General features: G+C 47.4%; 24 protein-coding genes. 17 read left to right on the top strand and 7 right to left on the bottom strand.

Translation table 11 applies throughout. The features are described 5' to 3' along the window. Window positions 1-5: 5 nt before the first annotated feature. Complete coding sequence (locus F0L74_RS01230) at window positions 6-932, top strand: helix-turn-helix domain-containing protein (protein WP_149836023.1); 927 nt, start codon at window positions 6-8, stop codon at window positions 930-932. Between the two features lie 946 nt (window positions 933-1,878). On the opposite strand, the gene F0L74_RS01225 is transcribed toward F0L74_RS01230, so the two are convergent. Continuing rightward, window positions 1,879-2,343 carry a PepSY-like domain-containing protein gene (locus tag F0L74_RS01225; RefSeq protein WP_149836022.1) on the bottom strand — a complete coding sequence of 155 codons (465 nt, stop codon included), beginning with the start codon at window positions 2,341-2,343 and terminating at the stop codon, window positions 1,879-1,881. Window positions 2,344-2,607: 264 nt separating this feature from the next. Between F0L74_RS01225 and ileS the strand changes: the two genes are divergently transcribed. After that, window positions 2,608-5,928, top strand: a complete 3,321-nt coding sequence (gene ileS / locus F0L74_RS01220; protein WP_149836021.1) for an isoleucine--tRNA ligase — start codon at window positions 2,608-2,610, stop codon at window positions 5,926-5,928. Here the strand turns inward: ileS and F0L74_RS33810 are convergent. Further along, window positions 5,912-6,316, bottom strand: coding sequence for a hypothetical protein (locus F0L74_RS33810; RefSeq protein WP_246197593.1), 405 nt, complete (start codon window positions 6,314-6,316; stop codon window positions 5,912-5,914). The genes ileS and F0L74_RS33810 overlap by 17 nt on opposite strands. A gap of 64 nt (window positions 6,317-6,380) precedes the next feature. On the opposite strand from F0L74_RS33810, the gene F0L74_RS33805 reads away from it, so the two are divergent. Next, window positions 6,381-6,992, top strand: coding sequence for a TraR/DksA family transcriptional regulator (locus F0L74_RS33805; RefSeq protein WP_246197592.1), 612 nt, complete (start codon window positions 6,381-6,383; stop codon window positions 6,990-6,992). Between the two features lie 93 nt (window positions 6,993-7,085). Here the strand turns inward: F0L74_RS33805 and F0L74_RS01210 are convergent, their stop codons facing one another. Both F0L74_RS01210 and F0L74_RS01205 read right to left on the bottom strand, forming a co-directional pair. Continuing rightward, on the bottom strand, window positions 7,086-8,642 hold the full coding sequence (locus tag F0L74_RS01210; RefSeq protein ID WP_149836019.1) for a glycosyltransferase: 1,557 nt from the start codon (window positions 8,640-8,642) through the stop codon (window positions 7,086-7,088). A gap of 152 nt (window positions 8,643-8,794) precedes the next feature. Beyond that, window positions 8,795-10,621, bottom strand: coding sequence for an ABC transporter ATP-binding protein (locus F0L74_RS01205; protein WP_149836018.1), 1,827 nt, complete (start codon window positions 10,619-10,621; stop codon window positions 8,795-8,797). Window positions 10,622-10,745: 124 nt separating this feature from the next. On the opposite strand from F0L74_RS01205, the gene rbfA reads away from it, so the two are divergent. Both rbfA and F0L74_RS01195 read left to right on the top strand, forming a co-directional pair. Then, window positions 10,746-11,120, top strand: coding sequence for a 30S ribosome-binding factor RbfA (gene rbfA, locus F0L74_RS01200; protein ID WP_149836017.1), 375 nt, complete (start codon window positions 10,746-10,748; stop codon window positions 11,118-11,120). A 24-nt stretch (window positions 11,121-11,144) separates the two neighbouring features. After that, window positions 11,145-12,368 carry an FtsX-like permease family protein gene (locus tag F0L74_RS01195; RefSeq protein WP_149836016.1) on the top strand — a complete coding sequence of 408 codons (1,224 nt, stop codon included), beginning with the start codon at window positions 11,145-11,147 and terminating at the stop codon, window positions 12,366-12,368. 218 nt (window positions 12,369-12,586) lie between these two features. Here F0L74_RS01195 and F0L74_RS01190 read toward each other — a convergent pair whose 3' ends face one another. Next, a complete protein-coding gene (locus F0L74_RS01190) occupies window positions 12,587-13,429 on the bottom strand; it encodes a transketolase (protein ID WP_149836015.1) in 843 nt (280 codons plus the stop codon). A 241-nt stretch (window positions 13,430-13,670) separates the two neighbouring features. On the opposite strand from F0L74_RS01190, the gene F0L74_RS01185 reads away from it, so the two are divergent. Beyond that, window positions 13,671-14,759: an MraY family glycosyltransferase gene (locus F0L74_RS01185; RefSeq protein ID WP_246197591.1), complete on the top strand. Its 1,089-nt coding sequence runs from the start codon at window positions 13,671-13,673 to the stop codon at window positions 14,757-14,759. 129 nt (window positions 14,760-14,888) lie between these two features. Beyond that, complete coding sequence (gene frr / locus F0L74_RS01180; protein ID WP_149836013.1) at window positions 14,889-15,452, top strand: ribosome recycling factor; 564 nt, start codon at window positions 14,889-14,891, stop codon at window positions 15,450-15,452. A 65-nt stretch (window positions 15,453-15,517) separates the two neighbouring features. On the opposite strand, the gene F0L74_RS01175 is transcribed toward frr, so the two are convergent. After that, a complete protein-coding gene (locus F0L74_RS01175; protein ID WP_149836012.1) occupies window positions 15,518-16,381 on the bottom strand; it encodes a DMT family transporter in 864 nt (287 codons plus the stop codon). 124 nt (window positions 16,382-16,505) lie between these two features. On the opposite strand from F0L74_RS01175, the gene F0L74_RS01170 reads away from it, so the two are divergent. From F0L74_RS01170 to F0L74_RS01125, 10 genes are all read left to right on the top strand, one after another. Beyond that, the gene (locus F0L74_RS01170; RefSeq protein ID WP_149836011.1) at window positions 16,506-17,255 is read left to right on the top strand and encodes a PPK2 family polyphosphate kinase; all 750 of its coding nucleotides are present in this window, start codon (window positions 16,506-16,508) and stop codon (window positions 17,253-17,255) included. A gap of 75 nt (window positions 17,256-17,330) precedes the next feature. Beyond that, window positions 17,331-17,759, top strand: a complete 429-nt coding sequence (gene mscL, locus F0L74_RS01165; RefSeq protein WP_149836010.1) for a large conductance mechanosensitive channel protein MscL — start codon at window positions 17,331-17,333, stop codon at window positions 17,757-17,759. An 88-nt stretch (window positions 17,760-17,847) separates the two neighbouring features. Continuing rightward, the gene (locus F0L74_RS01160) at window positions 17,848-18,864 is read left to right on the top strand and encodes a DUF3078 domain-containing protein (protein ID WP_246197590.1); all 1,017 of its coding nucleotides are present in this window, start codon (window positions 17,848-17,850) and stop codon (window positions 18,862-18,864) included. Between the two features lie 102 nt (window positions 18,865-18,966). Next, the gene (locus F0L74_RS01155) at window positions 18,967-19,755 is read left to right on the top strand and encodes a segregation and condensation protein A (RefSeq protein WP_149836009.1); all 789 of its coding nucleotides are present in this window, start codon (window positions 18,967-18,969) and stop codon (window positions 19,753-19,755) included. Continuing rightward, the gene (locus tag F0L74_RS01150) at window positions 19,755-20,681 is read left to right on the top strand and encodes a helix-turn-helix domain-containing protein (protein ID WP_149836008.1); all 927 of its coding nucleotides are present in this window, start codon (window positions 19,755-19,757) and stop codon (window positions 20,679-20,681) included. Before F0L74_RS01155 ends, F0L74_RS01150 begins: the two co-directional genes overlap by 1 nt. Before the next feature lie 546 nt (window positions 20,682-21,227). After that, window positions 21,228-22,106 (top strand): pirin family protein, encoded by an 879-nt coding sequence (locus F0L74_RS01145; RefSeq protein WP_149836007.1) that lies wholly within the window; start codon window positions 21,228-21,230, stop codon window positions 22,104-22,106. 47 nt (window positions 22,107-22,153) lie between these two features. Next, a complete protein-coding gene (locus tag F0L74_RS01140; protein WP_149836006.1) occupies window positions 22,154-22,681 on the top strand; it encodes a YceI family protein in 528 nt (175 codons plus the stop codon). A 302-nt stretch (window positions 22,682-22,983) separates the two neighbouring features. After that, entirely contained in the window at window positions 22,984-23,397 is a 414-nt protein-coding gene (locus tag F0L74_RS01135) for an OsmC family protein (RefSeq protein ID WP_149836005.1), read from the top strand. Next, a complete protein-coding gene (locus F0L74_RS01130; RefSeq protein ID WP_149836004.1) occupies window positions 23,394-24,116 on the top strand; it encodes an HAD-IIB family hydrolase in 723 nt (240 codons plus the stop codon). Before F0L74_RS01135 ends, F0L74_RS01130 begins: the two co-directional genes overlap by 4 nt. A 114-nt stretch (window positions 24,117-24,230) precedes the next feature. Next, window positions 24,231-24,602 carry a hypothetical protein gene (locus F0L74_RS01125; RefSeq protein WP_149836003.1) on the top strand — a complete coding sequence of 124 codons (372 nt, stop codon included), beginning with the start codon at window positions 24,231-24,233 and terminating at the stop codon, window positions 24,600-24,602. 77 nt (window positions 24,603-24,679) lie between these two features. On the opposite strand, the gene F0L74_RS01120 is transcribed toward F0L74_RS01125, so the two are convergent. Further along, window positions 24,680-25,867 (bottom strand): PAS domain-containing protein, encoded by a 1,188-nt coding sequence (locus tag F0L74_RS01120; RefSeq protein WP_149836002.1) that lies wholly within the window; start codon window positions 25,865-25,867, stop codon window positions 24,680-24,682. Window positions 25,868-25,915 lie beyond the last annotated feature (48 nt).

The raw sequence follows: 25,915 nt of genomic DNA, 5'->3' as shown, positions 1-25,915 counted from the left end.
TATAATTGAAAGAATTACAGGATATATTATCAATGGCCATTCCGCAACCTGCCATGAGTGACCAGCTGCAACTGGCAGAGGAAGACGCCGTGAGCGTTCCTGACTGCCTGGATTTTTCCCTGCAGCGCTTCACTTTTGAGCGGCCCTTGCCCGTAGAGGATGTAGCCATGGTCGTATATCAGCCGGCTAAAAGGGGGCAATCTGCCGCTATAGAGCTGCGCTACTGCGTAGCCGGTAACCGGTATTGTGAGAATCCGTCCTGTACAGACCAGCTTTGCGTAAAAGGTCACAAGAACAATAACTGTAACGATAAAGTGCCTTCTGTTGATATGATCACCGTGCGTTTCCAGCCCGCTTTCATACAATCACTCCAGAAAGGCTCCACTACCTCTACTTTATTTGAAATGCAATCCCGCAAACCGTTTATGAAAACCATACAGCCCTGCACCAAGTCTAAGACGGTGCTGGAGCAAATGGTGCATCATAACTATGACGGGATGCTGAAAAATATCTTCCTCCAGAGTAAAGCATTGGAACTGTTGCTGTTCAGCTCAGACCAGTTTATGCAGAATGATCCGGATGAGCGCTACGGCTGCCGTTTCCTCACCCACCTGGAAGACCGTGAAAAAATCGAAAAAGCGCGCAGCATCCTGCTCGAGCAGCTCGACGCCCCCATTACCATCCGTGACCTGGCCCGCCGGGTAGCCATGAACGAATGCTACCTCAAAAAAGGCTTCAAAGCCATGTTCGGCACCACTATCTACGATTATTTCCAGAAGGAACGTATGGAAAAGGCCAAAAGCCTCCTGTACGAAAAAGGTATGTCCGTATCAGATGTAGCCATCCTGATGGGATATTCCTGTATCTCCCACTTCTCTACCGCATTTAAGAAGCATACCGGCCTCAAGCCCTGCGAATTACTCCTGCGATAAGGTATTTACGCCTGATAAGATATTATACCTGTTGATCTGTATCAGCTATAGCCATCCCATCCGAATGGTAATATTTCCCGTACCTGCGCTGCGGCCTTTAAGAAACACACGGCCTAAAGCCCTGCTGATCAATCTTGCCTAATGATTCACATCTCCGATAGTGAGGCAGCTCTTATTGGTGCCTGATCAGCTTAAAAATATCACCTCTCCAGGTCTGCACTTTTTTCCCTTTTGATGTTTAATGTTTTAGCACGCTGACAGCCTTAACATGCTCCCCCTATCTCCTGACGTGCAACCTGCGTTGCCGGCAGGTTCCTCGGTGGGGCCTTGGCCGGCGCGGCTCCTCCAGTCAATTTGCCAAACGAACAACCCGCGGCGGGCGCAGCCCCACAGAGGAACACTGCCGGCATAGCCTATTCAGATACGATAGCATTCTAGCAATCAACATATTACATTTACACCCCCGCCCCCTCATTCAATTTCCCTTTTCGATCATTTGTTTTCCCGATTGCGTAACCTGGCTTTGGATAATTGCCGTTTCTTTGTATCACGATCGGCAGATATCTATCCCGATTTTATAAGCTTCCTTATCAGATTTGACCATTGGAGGGAGGCTTGCCAGGCAAAGTGAGTAAAGCCATAAAATATTCCTGCACATCAAACACCATTGACCTTAAGTGCAAAATTGCCGGCGAGTTTCCCGCCATCATAACAAAAGCCCCCCGTACAACGGGGGGCTTTTGTGTATCAATGATTTAACCAGATCTGATTATTACGGTGGACTTTCCTTCTTTCCCAACGCTCTCTTAATCTCCTAACTCAATCTCCAGGCGCCTTTCCTTCTCTCTCCAACCCGTCACTTACCACAAAAAGAAAACCCCGCCCAAAAGAGCAGGGTCTGTCCTATTTATCCCTATACCTATGAAATACGAATTTGAGAAAGGTCCTATTCTGTAATGGTACCGGCCTCGTTGATCAACACCGCCTTGTCTGTACCATTGTCCTGAATATTCACCTTGTAATAAGCAGCTACGTCTTTCCTTTCTATCTTCGATGCGTCCTTCACCGTAGCGCCTGGGTATTTGGTTTTTAAAGCACTCGCTACTGTTTCCGGTAGCTGATCTGCAGTGTATTCGCTCCTGGTGGCTACCCAGCTACCTTCCGGTGAATACTCTACTGCTGTCTTTACATCTTCTTTAGAGAAATTTGCGACCCAGTTGCCTGCTCCGCGTTTACTCCATTTAGCGTCGGTTATGCCTGCGTAATTCTGTTCAAAAGCATCCTTAACAGGAACCGGTGCTACCAAGGCTTTCGCAGTAGTAGACTTGCTCTTTTTAACCGATTTGTGTTGTGCAAATGTTATGCCGGAAGTGAACAATGCAGTGCAAAAAAATAACATCAACTTTTTCATATCAAGATATGGTTTGTCCGTTGGGTTAAGTTTTTAGTACTTAGATTTTTCTTCCAGGCTAAAGCTAAAAGAGTGCCAGAATTGCAAAAGTATTGATTCCGAACGTAAAAATAGTAAAAAAATTAAAAAGAAACACACAAATCCATACTTTTTGACTCTTTTTAACCCAATTTTCAATTTTGGTGCCGCCCTATTTTGTAACTTTGCACCATTTTAATTAAATATCAATTCGTCTTATTAACGCCAAAAGGCGGAAATTGTTTTATGACCAGTCAATATCAGGAATATACTCAGCTGAATTTACCACAGATAGGAAAGGACATACTGCAAAGATGGGAAGCTCATCAGGCATTTGAGAAAAGTGTGGACCTGCGGGAAGGCGCTACGCCCTTTGTATTCTACGAAGGCCCACCCAGCGCCAACGGTATGCCCGGTATTCACCACGTGATTTCCCGTACGCTGAAGGATCTGGTATGCCGCTACAAGACCATGCGCGGTTACCAGGTAAAACGCAAAGGCGGTTGGGATACCCACGGCCTGCCGGTAGAGCTGGGCGTAGAAAAAAGCCTGGGAATTACCAAAGAAGATATTGGCAAGAAAATATCCATCGAGGAATATAACGATACCTGTCGCCGGGAAGTACTGAAATATAAGGACAAATGGGACGAGCTTACCCGCAAGATGGGCTATTGGGTTGATCTGCAGGATCCTTATGTCACCTTCCAGAATGACTATATAGAAAGCCTCTGGTGGTGCCTGCAACAATTATATAATAAAGGTTACCTCTATAAAAGCGTAAGCATACAACCTTACTCTCCCGCTGCCGGCACCGGTTTAAGCTCTGCTGAGCTCAACCAGCCGGGCACCTATAAGGATGTCAGGGATACCACCGTGGTAGCCATGTTCAAGGCCCTGGAGTCTGATCGCTCCCGCTTTCTGTTCGAGGCAGCCGGCACAGATCAGGTATTCTTCCTGGCCTGGACCACCACCCCCTGGACCCTGCCTTCCAACCTGGGCCTTACCGTGGGCGCTAATATAGAATACGCCCTGGTACGTTCCTTCAACCCATATACCCACCTGCCGGTGAACGTGATCCTGGCCAAAGACCTGGTAGAACGTCATTTCAAGAAAGAAGGGGAAGACGGCGATTTTGCCGCCTATAAAGAAGGTGACAAGATCATTCCCTGGCAGATCCTGTCTGTTTTCCGCGGCAGCCAGCTGGAAAATATCCGCTACGAACAGTTATTACCCTACATACAGCCAGAAGAAGGCGATCCCTTCCGCGTGCTGATCGGCGACTTCGTTACCACAGAAGATGGTACCGGTATCGTACATACCGCTCCGGCCTTTGGCGCAGACGATAACCGCGTAGGTAAGAAATACGGTATCGGTATTTTAACCCTCGTGGACAAGCAGGGGAAATTTCTGGACACTGTGGGTGAGTTCGCTGGACGATATGTGAAAAATTACAAAGACCAACCGGATTATAAAGATGTAGATGTCGACATTGCCGTAAAACTGAAGAAGGAAAACCGGGCGTTCAAAGTAGAAAAATACGAGCACAGCTACCCCCATTGCTGGCGTACAGATAAACCGGTACTCTATTATCCGCTGGATGCCTGGTTTATCAGGACCACCGCCCTGAAAGACCGGATGGTAGAGCTGAACAATACCATTAACTGGAAACCGGCCTTTACCGGCACCGGCCGCTTCGGCAACTGGCTGGAGAATATGGTGGACTGGAACCTGAGCCGTAGCCGCTTCTGGGGAACTCCCCTGCCTATATGGCGCACAGAGGACGGTACGGAGGAGAAATGTATAGGTAGTATAGAAGAGCTGAATACCGCCATCCGTAAAGCCAATGAAGTGCTGGGCGGCGATGTTAACAAACACTACCTGCACGAAGGCATCCTGGATCTGCATAAACCTTATGTAGACGATATAATATTGGTAAGCGACAGTGGTAAACCCATGCGCCGTGAACCGGACCTGGTGGACGTTTGGTTTGACAGCGGCGCCATGCCGTACGCGCAATGGCACTATCCCTTTGAGAATCAGGACATTTTCAATAAGAACTTCCCGGCAGATTTCATCTGCGAAGGGGTGGATCAGACCCGTGGCTGGTTCTATACCCTGCATGTGCTGGGAGCGCTGCTGTTTGATAGCGTAGCCTATAAAACAGTGGTATCCAATGGATTGGTGTTGGATAAGAACGGCGTAAAGATGAGTAAACGCCTGGGCAACGTAGTAGATCCGTTTAAAACGATCGAAGACCTGGGCGCAGATGCCACCCGTTGGTATCTTATCACCAATGCCTCCCCATGGGATAGCATGAAGTTTGATATAGATGGTATCCGTGAAGTACAGCGTAAGCTGTTCTCCACTTTATATAATACCTATAACTTCTTCGCCATGTATGCCAACCTGGACAATTTCTCGTTCAAGGAGGCATATATACCGCTGGAACAGCGTCCTGAAATAGACCGTTGGATCATTTCACTGCTGAACACCCTGGTAAAAGAAGTAACAGCGTATTTTGATGATTATGAGCCCACTCAGGCGGGCCGTGCTATACAGGAATTTGTGGATGAGCACCTGAGCAACTGGTATGTGCGTTTATGCCGCCGCCGTTTCTGGAAAGGGGACTATGCACATGACAAGATCTCCGCTTATCAGACCCTGTACGAATGCCTGGAAAAGATATCTCAGCTGATGGCGCCGGTATCTCCGTTCTTTGCAGACTGGTTATTTGGCAATCTGAACCAGGTGGGGAAAAGATCTACAGCCCTGTCCGTTCACCATACGGATTTCCCGGCAGTGGTAGAGGCAGCTGTAGATGGCGAACTGGAGGAACGGATGCAATTGGCGCAGGATATTTCATCATTGGTATTATCCTTGCGTAAGAAGGTGAATATCAAGGTAAGACAACCACTGCAGAAAGTGCTTATACCCGTACTGAACCCCCATATGAGGGAACAGTTGGAAAAAGTGGAACACTTGATAAAAAGTGAAGTGAATGTCAAAGGTATTGACTATCTTACCGAAACGGAAGGCTTCATCAAGAAAAAGATTAAGCCAAATTTTAAAGCGCTGGGTAGTAAGATGGGAGCAAAAATGAAAGCGGTGGCGGCGGCCATTACAGCTTTCACGGACGCAGATATATCCGCACTGGAGCGTGAGGGACACTATAACCTGCTGATAGACAACGAACAATTACAGCTACAACTGTCAGACGTTGAGATCATTTCCGAAGATATCCCAGGATGGACTGTTGCAAACAAAGGCGCACTTACTGTAGCCCTGGATATCACCATTACACCTCAATTGCAGGACGAAGGTCATGCCCGTGAGCTGGTGAACCGCATACAAAAGATCCGGAAGGATAGTGGTTTTGAATTGACGGACAGGATTATGGTAAAAGTGGCAGCGGCGGAAACGTTGAAGTCGGCTATTATTCACTATAATGACTATATTTGCACGGAAATTTTGGCAGATAGCTTGGAATTAGTGCCGCAATTACAAGATGGTACTGAAATAGAGGTTAATGACCTTAAATTCAATGTATTAGTTAACAAAAAAAGCTAATCCCCATGGCAACAAAGAAGAAGGTTGCTAGCAAAAAGACCCAAAGGGCAGCTCCGGCTAAAAAAGTTGCGGCGGTGGCTAAAAAGGCTACTTCCGCCAAGAAAGCTGCTGTCAGGCCAGCCGCTGCGAAAAAGGCAGCGCCGGCTCCTAAAAAAGCAACTGCAAAAAAGGCAGCGCCTAAGGTAGCAAAACCGGCTGTCACAAAAGCCGTGGTCAAAAAAGCAACAGTTCCTAAAGCGGCCACTTCTAAAAAAGCAACAGTAACCAAAACAACCGTAGCAAAAACAACTGCCGCACCCCCGGCCAAACAGATTGTCAAAAAAGTAGCCGCCCCTGTAAAGGCGCCGGCGAAGAAAGTTCCTGCTGAAAAGCAGAAAGTGGTAACCAAAAGCGTTCCCGCTGAGAAAGCATCGAAACCATTGATTTCAAAGCCAGAAGAAAAAGAAGTTATAATGCCAGTAAAGAAATCAGATAAGGAAAAGGAATCCGGTAAAAAAGTAGCGGATAAAGCCGAAAAGACCGTGAAGGTTGAAAAAGTAGAAAAGGCTGAAAAAGCTCCGGCGCCCGCTAAAGCCGAGAAACCTGAAAAAGCAACCGGTAAAGGCAATGCCAAATCGGCTACTACTGTAGTATCCTACCAACCGGAGTTTACTAAATCAGTACTGGACCAGCCAGACGCGCCCACAGGGCCCGTTTATCGTTACAGCGATAGCGACCTGCAGGAGTTCAGAGAGCTGATCATGAAGAAACTGGAAGTTGCCAAGAAAGAGCTGGTATACCTCCAGGGTCTGATCACCCGTAAGGACGAAGCCGGTACAGATGATACGGAGAACAAATACATGAGCATGGAAGATGGTAGCGGTTCCCAGGAAAGGGAGCAGCTGAACCAGATGGCCAGCCGCCAGATCCAGTTCATCGATCACCTGGAAAAAGCATTGGTACGTATCGAAAACAAGACATACGGTATCTGCCGCGTTACCGGTAAGCTCATAGATAAAGCCCGCCTAAGGGCGGTGCCCCATGCCACTTTGAGCATTGAGGCCAAACTTGCCAAGAGCAAATAATATATAATATTATAATCATATATAGAAAAAGGGGAAGTGTTGTCAAGACACTTCCCCTTTGTTATTATCGTTATAAACGGTGCAATATTACGCTTAGCAATTCAGCGCCAGGCTTTTTTCACGCTCCTGCCCGTTCTTCCTGATCTGCCGGGCGGCCAGGTATACCAGGCCCGCGCTGGCCAACGCCACCAGACTGCCTATGCCGATGCGCCGCGCCTGCTTTTTGCTGATGGGCGGCAGCTTTATGCGGAACTTTTCCGGACTGGCCTGTGCTATACTCAGCAGCGGCGCCATGTACGGACCGGGAATGATCTTATCGGCTACTTTTTCTATAAAGGGCACCCGGGAATCAAATGCTACCCCTATACCGGCTTCCTTTAACAGGTTGGAACCGTCCGAACCGCTGCCTACATAGATCACATTCTGCGGCGTAACATGATATTTATGCGCTATGTACTGCAGAATATTGTTCTTGTTATAGCGGGGCAAGGCGTCCAGGCCATCATCATCCTGCTGCAGGAAATACTCCGGGATAGTTATCTCGCCGGTAGCCACACTGTCATAAAGATGCAGGCGGTTGGCAAATACAAAGTCCATCCCCAGTTTGTTTTTTATATGCCGCGCCACACATTCAAACCCATCCGTAATAATACCGCATGCATATCCCCTTTTCTTTAGTTCCCGTACTACTGCTTTAATATCCGGCACAATGGGAATAGCATCTGCTACTTCCAGCAATTCTGCCAGGTTCCTGTCACGGAATAAGGTGGCAGTGTGCTCCAGGATGGTCACCGGGTCTGTATGGTGCTCCATGATCTGCTGTAGTGACAGGTCTACATCAAAAGCGGCGGCTGCCAGGTGCAGGTAGTTCTCTGTAAACACTACCTCATCCAGGTTAAAGATCACCATCTTGTGCAGCTTGTCAATGGACTCCAATATGGAGTACTCCATTTGTTCCCGTATGATGTTGATATTACCCAGCGTTTCCAGGTTCTCCTGTGGCAAATTCATGTGCTCTGCCTTGTGCAGGATGGTCCGGGATACCTCGCGCGACATCTTACTCAGTTGCTCCCATGTTTGCATCGCATTTTCTATTCTTCCTATATTCGCTTCCGTTATACGTGCGCCCAGCACATGCATATCTATCAGCAGGCCTATATCCACGCCATAGTCGTTCTCGAACTGTACACGGGAAAGCAGTGATTTACGTCCGGCTATCATACCGCTTAACGGCTGCTGAAAATGCGCCAGCTCCGGGAATAGTATACTTAACAAAGGCTTGGCCACGAGCTGTGTAACACGGCCCGCCTGCCTGGTGAAATAGGATTTTACAAAATCTGCCTGATCGTTTACAATAGGATCGGTGAGTAATTCCACAATATTGTCCGGATAGGTGAGAATGTCCCCATCCACATACACTACAATATCATATTTTGCCGCCATCATGCCCTCGCGCATGGATATCCCTTTGCCGCGCTGGCTGCTGGTAATGACACGTACGCCTTCTTTCATGGCTTCTTCTACCGTAGTATCAGTACTGTTATCATCTACTACGATGATCTCTGTTTTGCGACTGGTTTTCTTAACCGTTCTGATGACCTGCCGTATAGTGGCTCCCTCGTTCAAAACCGGAATGACAATTGAAATCATAGGCGAACGCTTGTTGTTAATGGTGAAAAAATAGGTACCTCGCTCTTACAAAAGTTGGCACAGCATGCCCTTTTGATGCTCAAAAATGGTACCGAAGTTGGCATTCGTTCAGGGGCTCAGGTGATGGGGCTGTATCCGCGCGTTACAGTAAGTTACTTAAATTCCTGCATTTCTACCAGGCGTTTATAGATGCCCTTCAATGCTATTAATTCGTCATGTGTACCTCTTTCTTTGATCTCGCCTTTGTCCAGCACTACTATTTCATGCGCATGCTGTATGGTGGAAAGACGGTGTGCTATTACAACAGTAGTACGGTTTTCCATTAGTTTATCCAATGCGTCCTGCACGAGTTTTTCGGATTCTGTATCAAGGGCGGAGGTCGCCTCATCCAATATCAATATGGGAGGATTCTTAAAGATAGCGCGTGCAATGGTCAGGCGCTGGCGCTGGCCGCCACTTAGTTTCATGCCTCTGTCACCAATGCTGGTATCATAACCATTTTCCAGCTGTACAATAAATTCATGCGCATTGGCAATTTTAGCGGCCTGTATCACTGCCTCTTTGTCTGCATTAGGCTGGCCAAAAGCAATATTATTGAACACCGTATCATTGAACAGGATGGCTTCCTGCGATACCATGCCCATTAATGCGCGTACATCATACATACGCAGGTCGCGGATATCTTGTCCGTCAATAGTGATCCTGCCGGATGTAACATCATAGAAACGGGGCAACAGGTCCGCCATGGTGGATTTGCCGGCGCCGCTCTTACCAACCAGCGCTACCATTTTACCTTTCTGGATCGTGAGGTTGATGTTTTTCAGCACGTCCTGTTGCTCATACCTGAAAACAACATCCTGGTAAGTGATCTCCTTTTCAAAGGCTGGCAGGGCTTTAGCATCTGGTTTATCCTGTATGGTCACAGGTACATCCAGTATACGCAGCACCCGCTCGCCGGCAGCCAGACCGCGCGGCATGATGGCAAAGGCATTGGCAATATTCTTAGCCGGCGCAATGATCTGAAAATACAAAGCGATGTATGCGATGAAAGCAGAAGCGTTTAACTCGCTCCGCCCCATCAATATAAGGTTACCGGCATAGATCATGATGATAATGATCACCAGTACGCCCATGGTCTCTGATAACGGAGAGGCCAGCTCCCGCTGGTTCTGAATGGATTTAACCGTATGCGCAAAACCGCTGTTCTCTTTCTCAAATTTCCTGCGCATAAAGCCCTCCCCGTTAAATGCTTTAATGATCCGTATACCTGACAATGTTTCCTCTGCAATATTCAGGATCCTGCCCAGTAAACTCTGGCTTACCACTGCTTTTTTCTTAAGCCGTTGTGTGATGGTGGAGATAAGATAACCAGATATAGGAAATACCAGCAAGGTAAACAGCGTAAGCTGATGGGAAAGGATGAATAAAGTGATAAACGTGGCAATTACCTGCAAAGGATCCCGGAAGATGGTCTGTAATGAAGTGACCACAGAGTTCTCTACTTCTACTACATCGCCACTGATAGTGGAGAGCAGATCGCCTTTTTGCTCATGATGAAAGAAACGCAGGGACTGATCGCTGAACTGATGGTACAGTTTCTCGCGCATCCGCATCACCATATTTACACGCATGCGGGTCAGCACTTTCTGGCTCATCCAGCCAAACAGGTTTTTGAGCAGCACGGTGGCCAGTATCACCATACACACATATACCAGCATACCAAACTTGCCAGTGGTATTAACATAGTAAGTGAGGTAATAGTAGAAAACATCCTTAAAATACTCCACAGAAAGGGAAAAGCCGGGTAAATGGGTGACTACCTTTTGATGGCCGGTTACAAATAGCGCGTCCATCAACGGCATCACCAGGGTGAAGCTGAACAGGCTGAAGATCGTATAAAGCAGTATATATGTTATATATTCCGGCACATAATGGTGATAGGGCCGGGACAATTGCAGCAACCGTAGAAACGTTTTCATTTGTCAGTTTTTATCTCCCCATGGAACCCCGGAGGTTTCATGTATCTTTGCTATATTGGAACAGGGCGCAAGTTACTATAAATTAGACAAGTGGGGCGCCCCGTCATCAACAAACACTACATCAATGCAGGAAACTAAGAGGCAAAAACAAGTAGGGCAGCTGGTACAGAAAGAGCTGAGCGATATCTTTCAGCGTATGGGTTATAATGTAACCGACGGCGGTATTATATCCATTTCCGCCGTACGTATGACGCCTGATCTGCTGGAAGCCCGCGTATACCTGAGTATGTTCCAGATAAAAGACCCCGCCGCCATGCTGGAGCAAATAAAAGAAAGGGGCTGGGAGATCAGAAAAGACTTGGGAACCAGGGTGGCCAAACAGCTGCGCCGCATTCCTGAGCTTTCCTTCTTCCTGGATGATACCCTGGATTATGTGTTCCGGATGGAAGAGCTGTTCAAAAAGATCCGGGAAGACGATGCCGGTAAAGAAAACCAATAAGGCGCTAAAGTGTAAATCCATTCAATGATCTGGCAATTTGCTTCCCGTTACTTCAGGGCTAAGAAATCAACCAACGCGATCAATATCATCGCATGGGTCAGCGTGGTCGCCATTGCCGTAGGGGCCGGTGCGCTGATCGTTATCCTTAGCGTATTCAACGGGTTTGAAGGCCTAGTGAGATCCCTGTACTCCTCTTTTTACCCCAGCGTAAAAGTGAGCCCCGTTACAGGCAAAACCATCCTGCTTACTCCGGCCCAGCTGCAACAGATCAAAGCCGTGCCAGGAGTAGCGCATATATCCCGGATCATAGAGGAAAGAGCCGTATTAAGCTATGGGGAAGATAAGACCATTGCCGTGCTCAAAGGCGTGGACAGCCAGTATAATGAGGTTACCAGCGTAAAGGATAAAGTGGTCACAGGCCGTTTCGATACCGGTAATGAAGACGCTTACCGGGCAGTGCTGGGCATTGAGCTGGAGGCTGCCCTGGGCATAGACATTGAGCATAGCTCTGCGCCGGTGGATGTCTACGTACCCCGCCGCACCGCCGGTAGCTTTATGGTGCCCAATGAGGCCCTGAATAATGGATACCTGGTCCCCACCGGGGCTTTTGCCATACAGCAGGAGTTTAACAGTAAATACGTCATCACCCATATAGACTTCATGCGCAAGCTGCTGGAGTTTTCGCCGGACGAGATCTCGGCCCTGGAAATATCCAGCACCGCCGGTACAGACGCCAACGCGCTAAAAGGCCGCCTGCAGGATCTGCTGGGCAACCGGTTCAGGATCCAGACCCGTTATGAGCAGAACCAGGCGTTATACGCTATTATGCATACAGAAAAATGGGCGGTATATGTTATCCTCAGTTTTATCCTGGTCATTGCCGCTTTCAATATGATCGGCTCCCTGTCTATGCTGGTGATAGAAAAACGGAAAGATATTACCATCCTCAAAGCCATGGGCGCCCGGCAGCAGCTGATCATGCGCATCTTCCTGGCAGAAGGGTTGATCATCGCAGGGATAGGCGCCGCATTTGGGTTTGGATTGGGCGCATTGGTTTGTTTTATACAGCAGCGCTTTGGCATCATTAAGCTGGAGGGGGCTTCCTTCCTCGTGGATGCCTACCCGGTAAGCATGCACCCGGGGGATTTTGGCCTCGTGAGCATCACTATTATAGTGATCGGCCTGGCGGCTAGCTGGTATCCTGCTAAAAAAGCGGCCGCAGAAGGGGTAGAGTTAAAGGCCACCTAAGTAATTACCAATTATCAATACGGATTGTCAACTATAGAACGCATTGCTAAGCGCTGTTTAAAAGGGATCATCATGCAGCTAATCAGCCAACTAAACCGGTCCCTGCCCCTGAAATAATCACAACAACCAACTACGACCTTCCCTATAAAAAAATACGAATTACGGATGATAACCACCAAGGTCACACCCGTAATTCGTAATTAGTAATTTGTAATTGATTAGAAGTCTCCTAAAGAAGTTGCTGGCAATTGCTCCAGCGCTTTGGCAAGCTGTTCATCATTAGGGGCAATACCATGCCATTCATGATGACCTTCCATAAAGTCAACGCCTTTACCCATAACGGTCCTCATCAGTATTGCAATAGGTTGGCCCTGTCCAGTAAGGCTCTTCGCCTTTTCCAGCATGGCTACTACTGCATCCAGGTCGTTACCGTTTTCCAGTATCAGCACTTTCCAGCCAAATGCGGTGAACTTAGCCGGCAGGTCGCCCAGGCCACCTATCTGTTCAGTAGGACCGTCTATCTGCTGACCGTTCCAGTCAACCGTGATGATAAGGTTATCTACTTTATGATGGGGGGCAAACATCACGGCTTCCCATACCTGTCCTTCTTCCAGCTCACCATCTCCATGAAGGGAGAATACCAGATGTTTGTCGTTATTCAGCTTTTTGGTCAATGCCGCGCCAATCGCAACACTCATACCCTGACCAAGGGATCCGGTAGCGATCCTGATACCTGGCAGGTGTTCATGGGTGGTGGGGTGTCCCTGCAGGCGGGAATTGATCCTCCGGAACGTGCTCAGTTCGGAAGTGGGGAAGTAGCCTGATCTGGCCAGCGCACTGTAGTATACGGGGGAAATGTGCCCATTGGACAGCACAAATACGTCCTCGTTACGGGCGTCCATGTCAAAAGGTTGCGGATTATGCTGCATCACTTTGAAAAAGAGCGCAGTAAAATAATCCGTACAACCCAGGGAGCCGCCAGGGTGGCCGCTTTGTACGGCATGTACCATGCGTACGATATCCCGTCTGATCTGTGTAGCGATTTCATTCAGCTGTGGCATGATAGTTGCAATTTTACAAGTCGCAAAACTAAGAGATATTTACCAAGATTCAGAGAGAGTGCCACAAACTTTTACGAAATTCGTGCCGGGTAAGCAAAGTTTTTTGGTTTTTAATTTTTATTGATATTCATTTAATTGAATTTAATATCTTTGTCTAATCTTGTATTATAACCCCCTACTGATGGAGAATGTATTAATTGCAAGCGTCCTGAGTTTTGTTGTAACCTACTTTGCAATTCCAGTGTTGATCAGAGTTGCGGAATTGAAGCATTTGTACGACGAACCGGATGAAAGAAAAGCGCATAAGGCAAATATTCCTACATTAGGGGGTATTGGCTTCTTTGCGGGTTTTGTGATGGCTGCCGCAGTATGCGCACCAACACTGGGAAACTCGCCGCTTCAGTATATGATAGCGGCTTTCTTCGTCATCTTTATGGTGGGACTGAAAGATGATATCATAGGTCTGTCCCCGTTAAAGAAACTCGTAGGCCAGCTGATGGCCTCTTTTGCTGTTATATACCTGGGTAATATCCAGATAAGCAGCATGTATGGGTTCCTGGGTATAAATGCCATTCCCCCTCATTTTGGGCTCTTACTCACTTACTTCACCTTCCTGGTTATTATTAATGCATTTAATCTTATTGATGGGGTAGACGGGCTGGCCGGTAGCATAGGCATGCTGGTTTCCTGTGTGTTAGGCACTTATTTCCTGTATGCAGGCGAAACCCTGTATGCGGTGTTGGGCTTTGCCCTGGCAAGCGGCCTGGCAGCGTTCCTTATCTATAATATATCCCCTGCCCGTATTTTTATGGGTGATACGGGGTCCCTCCTGGTGGGGCTTATTAACGCCATCCTGATCGTGAAGTTTATAGAAGTAGGTGGTAACCCGGCTGCCAGGATGCCCGTAAATGCGGTGCCTGCAGTAGCCTTTGCCATCCTGATAGTACCCCTGTTCGATACGCTGCGGGTATTCTCTATCCGCATGCTCAAGGGCCGCTCTCCATTTTCAGCAGACCGTAACCACATTCACCACTACCTGCTGGAGCTTAAACTGAACCATAAGCAAACCACCCTGGTAGCGGTGGCTACTAATACCATTTATATAGCCGGCGCTTTTGCTCTGCAGGGTATGGGTACTAATTACCTGATGCTGTTGGTGATGGGATCCGCTGCTGTCTTAACCTTTGCGCTGTATATGGCAAAGAATCAGAAGAATATACTCAGGCCCAAACCTGTGTTACAGACCATTACACAGCCGGCAGAGGATACACCGGTTCCCAAGCCCAAAATACTGCGGGTAAACCCGGAAGGTATGTTACAGGACAAATAAGATCTTTATTATAGAACAGCAAAGCCGCTTCAACTCATATGGAGCGGCTTTTGTATTGGTAGCGGTGTTAGTTTCTTTGACGATTAAAAGAAATCCTGTAGGTTTGCAGGCACTTAACTATTTTTTGTTATGCAAGACGATCTCACGCTAATTATGGAGGATGCTTCGGATTCGATGGAAAAGGCCATTAAGCACCTGGAAGTAGAGCTGACGAAGATCAGGGCCGGTAAAGCCAATCCCCAGATACTGGACGGTATCACTGTAGATTATTATGGTTCCAGCACCCCGCTGGCCCAGGTGGCTAATGTGAGCGTGGCGGATGCCCGTACCCTCACCATCCAGCCCTGGGAGAAAAATATGATCCAGCCTATTGAAAGGGCCATCATCGCTGCAAATATCGGGATCAACCCCCAGAATGACGGACAGATGATCCGCCTGTTCCTGCCTCCTTTAACAGAAGAACGCCGTAGGGAATTTGTAAAACGCGCCGCCGGTGAGGGAGAACATGGCAAAGTAGCCATCCGCAATATCCGTAGGGACGCTATCGAAAGTATCAAGAAATTACAGAAAGACGGATTGAGCGAAGATGTCGCAAAGGATGCAGAAGCCTCCATTCAGGGTCTTACTGACAAGTATATTGCGCTGATAGATAAACATTGCGCTACTAAAGAAAAAGAGATCATGGCCATCTAATGTGCCAGGTTAATGGATATGCAGGTGTGCAAATAACCGATATTGTTATTTGCACACCTGTTTTTTTATTTCTTATTTACCAGGTATACCCCCATTAATATCACGCCCAAACATACCAGCTGTACCCAATTGATATCTTCGCCGGCCAGTAAGCCCCAGCCTATGGCCACCACTGGTAGCGCATAGGTGACCATGGAAGCAAATACCGCTCCCGCATGTTGTATGAGTATATAGAACAATACCGTGGCAATACCGCTGCCCAGTACCCCTAAAGTAGCGCCGGCTGCCAGGGAGGTCCATGGCGCCTGTGGTCCGGCAAATAATGGGAAGAAATGGCTGTACCATAATACGGGAAAGGCAAATACGGCACAAAAGAAAAGGGCAATGGAGCTAAGCTGTAGAGAGCTGAAGCCCTTCAGAAAATGATGCACCAGGCTGATATTGACCCCATAGCAAACGGTGGCCAGCAGCACAAAAAAGCCATAATACCAGTAGCTGGTATCCATGCCGTTGCCGGCAAACAGGCCTATTACTCCCAGCAAACCTACGCTTACACCGGTAAGCTGCCGCTTCTCAAACGGGCTTTTAAAGATAACAAAACCCGCCAGCAGCGCCATAAAAGGGGTAAGCGCGTTCAGTATACCAGCCAGCGCGCTGTCTATACGGGTTTCTGCCAGGCAGAATAAATAGGCTGGTATACCATTGCCCAGTATACCGGACAGGATAATGAAAGGCAGCTTGCCACGTGGCGTTTGCCGTATGTATTTGAAAAAAAACGGTAGCAGGGACAGTCCGGCGGCTACCAGCCTGAGGCTGGCCACCTGGTAAGAGGCCAGGCCTTCCATCCCTATTTTCATGAGTATAAATGAGCTGCCCCAGGTAAGTGATAGTAGTAAAAAGATGCTCCAGTGCGTAATACGTTTATCCAAGACGGTGTGTTTTGCGTAGGTAAAGTTCCGTATAAGCTGCCACTCCGGCAAGTGTTTTAGAAACCTATGCAACAGTTATACGGGTTATTTGTTAATTTTAATCAAAGCAAATCACCTCGCTGACATGGCAAAGATCAAACTATCAGATATTGACACCAATGCACCCAAAAAGCTGGATAAAGACACCACAAAGGCAGAAACGAAGCGGCTGCTGGAAGAGCTGGATGAATTGCAGAACCTGTTGTATGCACAGCATAAATGGTCTCTGCTGGTAGTATTACAGGGCATGGACGCCAGTGGTAAGGATGGTGTTGTACGTAACGTGCTGGGCCAGATGAATCCCCTGGGCGTAAAGGTGCAGCCTTTTAAAGCGCCTACTGAAGAGGAACTGGACCATGATTTTTTATGGCGTATCCATCAGCATACCCCGCGTAAAGGCATGATACAGGTATTTAACCGCTCTCATTATGAAGATGTGCTGGTACAACGGGTGCATAAATGGATCGATGAAAAGACTGTATACAAACGGATGGACGCCATCAATGATTTTGAAAAGCTTTTAACGGAACACAACGATACCCATATACTTAAATTCTACCTGCATGTGTCGGAAGATGAGCAGACGAAACGGCTGGAAGAGCGCACACAGGACCCCAGGAAGATGTGGAAGTACAATGCAAATGATATAAAAGAGGCGAAGCTATGGAAAGAATACCGTAAGGCCTATGAAGATGTATTCGAGCACTGCGATTACGTTCCCTGGCATATTGTGCCGGCTGATCATAACTGGTATAAAGAGCACATTATCGCTAAAACGGTAAGGGATACACTAAAAGACCTGAAAATGAAATACCCTGAGATAAAGGATAAATAATATACTTATCTGAAAGGGTTTCCCCGGAATTATTATTTTCGCGCTTTGTAAGTCGTAACCATAAAACCTTTCCTTATGTCGTTCTTAAAAGAATTCAAGGAATTTGCCATGAAAGGCAATGTAATGGATCTGGCAGTAGGTGTGATCATTGGCGCTGCTTTTGGCAAGATCGTAACATCATTGGTAGACAACATTATCATGCCGGTCATCGGTTTATTCATGAAGGGCGCCAGCTTCAACGATGCCTTTTTGGTGCTGGACAGAAGTAAAGGAGACCCCGCTTCACTGGCAGACGCCAAGGCCAAAGGCATAGCCGTGTTTGCCTATGGCGCCTTTATCCAGAATGTGATCGATTTTCTGATCATCGCATTCTGTGTTTTCCTGCTGGTGAAATTCATGAACCGCATTATGCGCAAGAAAGAAGAAGCCCCGGCAGCCCCACCGGAACCACCTGCACAGGAAAAACTCCTGATGGAAATCCGGGATGCGATCAAATCAAAATAAGCTCCATCAGTATAATATATTGTGAATCTCTTGGCAGGCTTAGAGATAAAAGGAAACCTATTGCTTTACGTGTGAAAATTATTTTACCATGAAACAACTATTCAGGCAGGTAGCTGTTATACGTACTCAACTACATGGCAAGCTGCCGGCCAGCATTATTTATTTAGGGATGAAAAGAATTGTACTACTGTTTTTTTGCTGCTTACTGGGCGCATATACTTTACAGGCACAGGATTGGAGACAAGAGCGTGAGGATATGGAAAAGAAGCTCAAGATGGCCCAGGATGATACGCTGAAAGCGCGTTGGCGCAAAGGCGGCCTTTTTAATGTGAATGTGAACCAGGGTAGCTTAAGCAATTGGGCTGCGGGTGGTGATAAATTCTCATTCTCTATTGCATCTTCCTTTACTGGTTATATCGCCTACCGGCAGGGCCGGCACAGCTGGGATAATGGTATTGACCTGGCCTATGGTTATGTGAACACCACCAGTCTGGGTGGCCGTAAAAGTGATGACCGTATCGACCTGACCAGTAAATACGGCTATGATATTGGCAACAAATGGTTCGCCAGCGCCTTGCTGAATATGCGCACCCAGTTCACCAATGGTTATTTGTATGATAGTGTGCCGCCACGGCTTACCTCCCGCTTCTTCTCCCCGGCCTACATACTGTTTGCGCCCGGTTTTGACTATAAGCCCAACGATGAGCTGTCCGTGTTCCTGACCCCCGTTTCTGCCCGTTTTGTGGTGGTAATGGATGATACGCTGGCCTCGCGCGGAGCTTATGGAGTGGATACCGGTAAACACGTGCTTACACAGGTAGGCGCCTATATATCCGTTAACTGGGCAAAAGAGATCATGAAGAATGTTACCTATAAGGGCCGCCTGGACCTGTTTACGGACTACCGGCATAATCCCCAGAACATAGATATCTTCTGGACAAATGCCCTGATGCTTAAAGTGAACAAATACATCTCCGCCAACCTGAACGTGGACCTGATCTATGATGATGACGTGCGGGAGTTTGTAAACGAGAAAACCGGCGTCAAAGGCCCGCGATTACAGGTCAAACAGGTGATAGGGGTGGGTTTCTCCGCCCGGTTCTAAGGGATTTTTACTATTTTTGATAATGACCGTTTGTACTACAGGCATAAATGTATCCCATTTATGCCTGTATTGTGTTCATTATTAACTGTTTAATGATTTCCAGTGAGCGATAACAGCTATAAAATAAAATTACCGCAGTTTGAAGGCCCCTTTGACCTTCTCCTGTTCTTTATAGAGCGGGACGAGCTGGATATCTACAATATCCCCATCAGCAAGATCACACAGGATTTCCTGGACTATATACACCACATGAAATCACTGAACATAGAGCTGGCCAGTGAGTTCATCCTGTTTGTGGCTACCCTCATGCGCATCAAGGCCAAGACCCTGTTGCCGCGTAAAGAGGTGGATGAGCAGGGTAATGAGATAGATCCCCGCCTGGAGCTGGTAGACAAGATCCTGGAATATAAACGTTACAAACAGGCCGCAACAGAGCTGGCAGAGAAAGAGGCAGATCGTATGCTGCAGATAAAACGCGGCAATATCGCCAAAGAACTGGCAGAAATAGGTGAGGCCACCAGCGAGGGTACAGAGGTACAGACCCTCACGCTCTTTAAGCTGACCAAAACCTTTGAAAAGGTGATGCAGCGTATCAAAGAGCGGGATAATAAACCCCAGCACGTGGTGTATAAGTACGATTATACCATGGAAGGCTCCCGCGAATACATGCTGGACCTGGCCCGTGTGGAGAAAACACTTGCCTTTGAAAAGATATTTGATCATTGTAAGGACCGTATACATGCCATTTTCCTGTTCCTGAGCATGCTTGAACTGGTGCAGGCAAAATACCTGGGCATCATGGTAGGCGAAGGCCGGAATAACTTCATTATAGATTATGTAGATCCTGCGGACAGGGAAGAGGAAGTGGCTGGTATTTTTGAGAAAGACTAATGGCTGAGAAGAAAGAACATATCGAGATTGTTTCCCTGCCGGAATACGCACAGGCAGATACTTCCTTTGTGGTATCAACATTATGCTCGCTGGGGCCTGATTTCTTTGCCCATACAGAAGCGCCTCACCGGCATGAGTTCTATACTATTTACTGGATCAGGAAGGGAGAACTGGTGCATACCATAGACACCGTTACCCATGTGGTAAAAAAGAATACTCTCTTTTTCCTGGCGCCCCGCCAGGTACATAAAATGCAGTTCAGTGAAAAAGTGGATGGTTTCATGATCGCCTTCCCGGATGCCTTTATGTGTATGCAGGAGCCATTGGTGGGTATACAATCGGGTCTTTTTATCAATAATCAGTTCAGCAGCGTCATTACCCTGGATCATGAACAGGAAAAGGAGTTTGAGGTGATTGTACAGCGTATGCTGCGGGAGCTGCAGGAAAAAGAGGCGGGTTATGAAACCGCCCTTAACAGCCTGCTCAGGTATTTCCTGGTATTGGCTTCCCGTATTAACGGTACCAATATGGCCGCTGTACCGGAACAGTTTGCCTCTCATAATAGCTCTGTATTCCTGCATTTTAAGAACCTGATAGAGGAGAATTACCATCGTTTAAAGAATGTATCCGACTATGCGGATCAGCTGCATATAAAGCCCGTGCTGCTCAATGAGATCAGCAAACAGCTGTCTGGCCTTACGGCCGGAGAGCATATCCGGAACCGGATCATACTGGAAGCCCAGCGTTATTTATATAATACAGACCTTACTGCCAAAGAGATCTCCTATAAGCTGGGATTTGAAGACCCGCATTATTTCAGCCGCTTTTTTAAGAAGTATACCAATCAGAGCCCGTCAGAGTTCCGGGATGCTGCCCGTGCCGGTGCCGCTACCGTAGGGGTGAATGAAACACCGTCTGTTGCCTGATGCATGGGTTTTAACAGGCAGCCATCAGCATTAATTTCCTGAAGGTTACAGTACCCGTTTCCCATATACTATCCATATGACACTTATATGCACGCCATATGCAACCCATATATTCTCCATGTTTACGGGCATTCCAGCCTGTTCGGCCTCCTAACATATTAATTGACAATAGATAGTGAGGGTGCTCTTTTTTATTTCCCCAATTGGCCGGCCTTTCAGCCGGATATTCGTACGCAAGACCCGGCTTATTGCATGGTAACTGCATTGACACTGCATTGCAACTGCATTGACACCCGTATCCCGCCTCTTTTGAAACGATGCTGCAAATCTAGACTAAAACGCTCGTTTTCAGTTGACGGCAGTATTTTAGATAAATCACGCTTGCTGGTTGAACGGTTTGTCTTCACTGAAATGCACAGCGTGGAATGTTGGCGGCTGATCGGGACTTAGATCTACCCCGGGAAAAAAGTCCACCACTTACATAGTTTTATCCATTTCAAACAGTTGTTGCAACATATATCTTTGTGTTGTCTTTAGGAGGTCGATATGACAACGACAAAAACCATAAAACAAGTAACAGAGATATATAAAGCACCGGCGCCCCATACAGTAGGTGACGGTTTCAGGGTACAGAATGTATTTCCCAACGGTAACCGTCTGGGAAGGCGCATCAGCCCTTTCTTTTTACTGGATTATGCAGCGCCGGCCTACTTTCCCCCTGCATCCAAACCCCGTGGCGTGGATGAACACCCCCACGCAGGGTTTGAGACAGTCAGCATCCTGTATCAGGGAGCGCTGGAACACCGGGATTCTGCCGGTAACTATGGTAAACTGACAGCAGGCGATGTACAATGGATGACCGCCGGCTCCGGGCTGGTGCATGAAGAAAAGCACGAAACGGAGTTCAGTAAACGCGGTGGCATCCTGGAAGCGGTGCAGTTATGGGTAAATCTGCCCAAAGCGCATAAGAGAACGGCTCCTCATTACCAGGATCTGTCAAAGGACGGGATACCGGTAATACCAGTGGGTAAGGAGAGTTATATAAGGGTAATTGCCGGCCGGTTTGATGGTCAGACAGGCCCCGCCCAAACCTATACGCCCATCAACCTGTATGATATACAGCTGAAAGCCGGTGATACGGTTACGCTCTCACTACCGGAAGGCTATAATACAGGTATTATAACGCTCAAAGGCGCAGTGATCTTTAATGAGGCCGATAAGGCCCATGGCGTTGAGATCGCGCTGTTTGATACAAGTGAAGGAGAGATACTGATCTCCGCCACTGAAGATGCTGCCCTGCTCGTACTGAACGGGGAGCCTATCAATGAGCCCATCTTCGCCTACGGTCCCTTCCTGATGAATACCCAGGAAGAAATAACACAGGCCATCGATGATTATAACGCCGGCAAAATGGGGCGCCTCTGATCAAAACACTGATTCAAAACTATTATAAACAACAAAAAAATTAAACAATGACAACCTGGAAAATTGATGCTGCTCACAGTGAAATTCAATTTAAAGTAAAACACCTGATGATCTCTACTATCACAGGTAATTTTACCAGCTTTGACTCTAGCGTACAAACAAATGGCGATGATTTCACCAGCGCTGTGGTTTCTTTCGAAGCAAACGTAGACAGCATCACCACCAAAAATGCAGACCGTGATAAACACCTGCAGGCAGAAGACTTCTTCCATGCAGCTTCTTACCCTAAAGTGACTTTCGTTTCTAAAGAAGTGAAGAAAGTTGATGACGCAAACTATACCGTATCAGGCGATCTGACTGTACGTGGCGTAACCAAACCGGTAGTGCTGAATGCAGAATATGGCGGTATCATCACTGATCCCTGGGGTCAGGTAAAAGCTGGCTTTGAACTGACTGGCAAGATCAACCGTAAGGATTACGGCCTGTCCTTCCACGCTGTAACTGAAGCTGGTGGAATCGTAGTAGGCGACGAAGTGAAACTGCACTTAGCCGTAGAATATATAAAGCAAGCGTAAGCGTTAAGCAATAATAAATATATAGAACAGACAGACCACCAGATTGGGATGTACAACGGACAGCGAAAGGATTAAAAGAACAATGAACACACTCTCTTGGCAACGGTGGAAATAGTAAGAGCAGAAGGTTACGATCATAGCATAGGGAAGACGATAATAAAGGATATTACGAAAGTCAGGAAACCATCAGCATAAATAAAGATAGTAGCGGAATCAGTTGTCAGGAGAAAATGTCAACCGCCCCNNTTTTTTTGTATCTTCATCTCCCACCCATATTTATTCACCTCAATAAAAGCTGATTTATGAAAAGAAACGCAACTGCTATCTGGCAAGGGACCGGCAAAGAAGGCAAAGGCACATTAACTACGCAAACCGGGATATTGAACAGAACGCCTTACTCATACAGCAGCCGTTTTGAAGATGGCGCAGGCACTAATCCGGAAGAGTTGCTGGCAGCTGCACACGCCGGTTGTTTTACCATGAAGCTGAGCTTCCTTATATCTGGCGCGGGCTTTACGCCGGAGAACCTGGAGACCAAAGCTACCGTTACCCTGGAGAATGGCGCTATTACCAGCAGCCACCTGGTATTAACGGCTAAAGTACCCGGTTTGGATAAGGCTAAGTTCGATGAATTTGTAGCGGATGCTAAAGCCAATTGCCCTATTTCAAAAGCGCTTAATACAGATATCACACTGGAATCTACGTTTACCTTATGATGTTATTAGCTACAGATCTGGATGGTACTTTCCTGGGCGGCAGCCCGGAAGACAAAGCCCGTTTATACGAATGGATAAAGCAACAGCAGGATGTACGCCTGGTATTTGTTACCGGCCGGGGGCTGGCTAATGTACAGCCTTTGCTGGATGACCCGCAGATGCCCTTGCCGGACTATATTATCTGTGATGTGGGGGCCACTGTGGTAGAAGGCCCTTCCCTGCTGCCGGTAGAGCCGTTACAGACTGCTATTGAGCAGCAATGGCCGGGCCAGGATGTGGTACGTGCCCATATGGAACAGGTGGCAGGCCTGTACTACCAGGAGGTGCCCCAGGAACGCCGCTGTTCCTTCTATTATGACCATACTACGGCTATAGATGTGGCCCTGGAAATAGCGGCGGAGTTGGGCTGCGATGTACTGCAGTCTGCCGGCAAATACCTGGATGTACTGCCTGCCGGGGTGAATAAAGGCAGCACCCTTATACAGCTGATGGACTTTATTGATTACCCGGTGGAGCAGGTGTTGGTAGCAGGCGATACCATGAATGACCGTTCCTTGTATGACGCCGGTTTCAGAGGGGTAGTGGTAGGCCTGGCAGAAGCGGCCTTAATACAGTATACCCAACATTATGATCATGTATTACAGACTGATAAACCGGGCGCAGCGGGCATTATGGATGGTATTTACTGGTTTAACGGGGATAATGAAAAAAGATCGTAACTTAGAAATGGCTTTCACCAGGTACAATGGATATTAGATAGATAGTTGACCGGAAATGATGAAAAGCAGAGCTCATCTCTCATCATTTAACTGCTACAAAAAAAATCAGTACACATGGAAGTACCCACACAGACATCAGACCTGCAGGAGCAGCTTAATTCCTGGAAGAGTGAAGTGAACAATGTGCGCCAGGAGATCCGGGAAATGCGCGGCAGGTTAGAAGAATTAGCACACAAGAAAACCGATCCTGAAATGCTGATCCACGTAGAGCATTTCCAAAACCAGTTCATATGCCAGGCAGAAGTGGCAGATGAATTATTCCATGACCTCAAGCAATCTGCAAAAAAACTCTCGAATAACGGTGTACTTGCCGTAGTGCATGATGACCGGCCCGTAGCAGATGCTACTACACTGCACGACCGTATGGATACCTTTCAGAAACTGTACGGGGAATTAAAACACGAATTTGAGCGATTTATAAGATAGCTATTAGCCTTTAGCCGTTAGCTTTTAGTCATTAACTTCTTATCAAAGGCTAACCGCTAAAAGTTAACGGCTAACCGCTAGTTGTGGTTTCCATTTTCTATCTCTCGCACTTTTTCTTCCAGCTTGTGAATGATCTCGTCCAGTTCAGAGGTGCTGGTATAGAGCCATTCAATCAGTTGGTTGTTAAGGGACCTGTTTTCGTTGCTTCTATCAAACAGGCGGGTAATACCCAGTATGGATACCACAGGTTTGCGTATTTCATGTGAATTGATCCAGGCTATTTCCCGTAGCCCTTTATGCTGATCCTGCAGCTGCTGGATGATCTGCTGCTTCTCCATTATGTGATCAATATCCTGTATCAGCCCTATCATACGGATAGCGCTATTGTTCACGTGTACCATATAACCCCGGCATAACACATTTTTATAACGGCCATTGGCGCAAAGCAGGCGATACCGCTCTTCGTAGTGCATTGCGCCACTGTTCAGCTGCTGTTGCAGGCGGCTAAGCATATGCGCTTTGTCTTCCGGGTGCAGCCTGCGTTCCCACCAATCCCGCATATTGGTGGCGTCATTGGGCTGGTGACCAAATAGGGTATACAGCCCATGATTCCAGGTAACGGTATCGTTGACAATATCCCAGTCGTATATAGCGTCTTTAGTGGCCTTGGCCAGCAGATCATAACGGATGCCCAGCTCGCGGGCTTCATGGCTTTCTCTTACCTGCTCATCTACATCCACCGCCATAATGATCCGGGTTTTGAAGCCCATATAAGTGCCATCATGCGCGTATAGCTCCGTATAAAAATCAATGCCATTCTTTTTGCGGTGTTTCCATATGCCCCGGTAATTGGCGCCGGTACAACGCTTGCGTATGTTTTCTATCAGGCGGTCCACTTCCAGGGGATCCCGTATATCCTTAATGGTCATATTAAGGAACTCCCTCCTGGTGTAGCCATACTTTTCAATGGCGGCATCGTTCACTGCCAGGAAACGGAGGCTGCCGCACTGGTAGATCCACATGGGTATGGGATGCTTATTAAATAAACGCTGGTATTGTAATGCATGCAAATGCCTGTGCAGTATATAATATAGCAATGCGGCGCCTGCAAAGGCGCAAACACCATAAGACAGCCATACCGGCCATCTTAAGAACTCACTCACAAAATACAGGAGGAACAGCCATAGGGTAACGCCTGCAAAACACACACCGGCCAGCCTGAGGGAGGAATAACGCATGGCAGCATTTTCGTCAAAATTTAGCATAAAAAACAGTAAGCAGCAAAAACTTAGCTGGCAGCTTGAATGAGAATA

Source organism: Chitinophaga agrisoli (assembly GCF_008386695.1).
Lineage (GTDB): Bacteria > Bacteroidota > Bacteroidia > Chitinophagales > Chitinophagaceae > Chitinophaga > Chitinophaga agrisoli.
The sequence above is the reverse complement of the archived record's forward strand: the minus strand, read 5'-3'. Positions and strand labels throughout refer to the sequence as shown.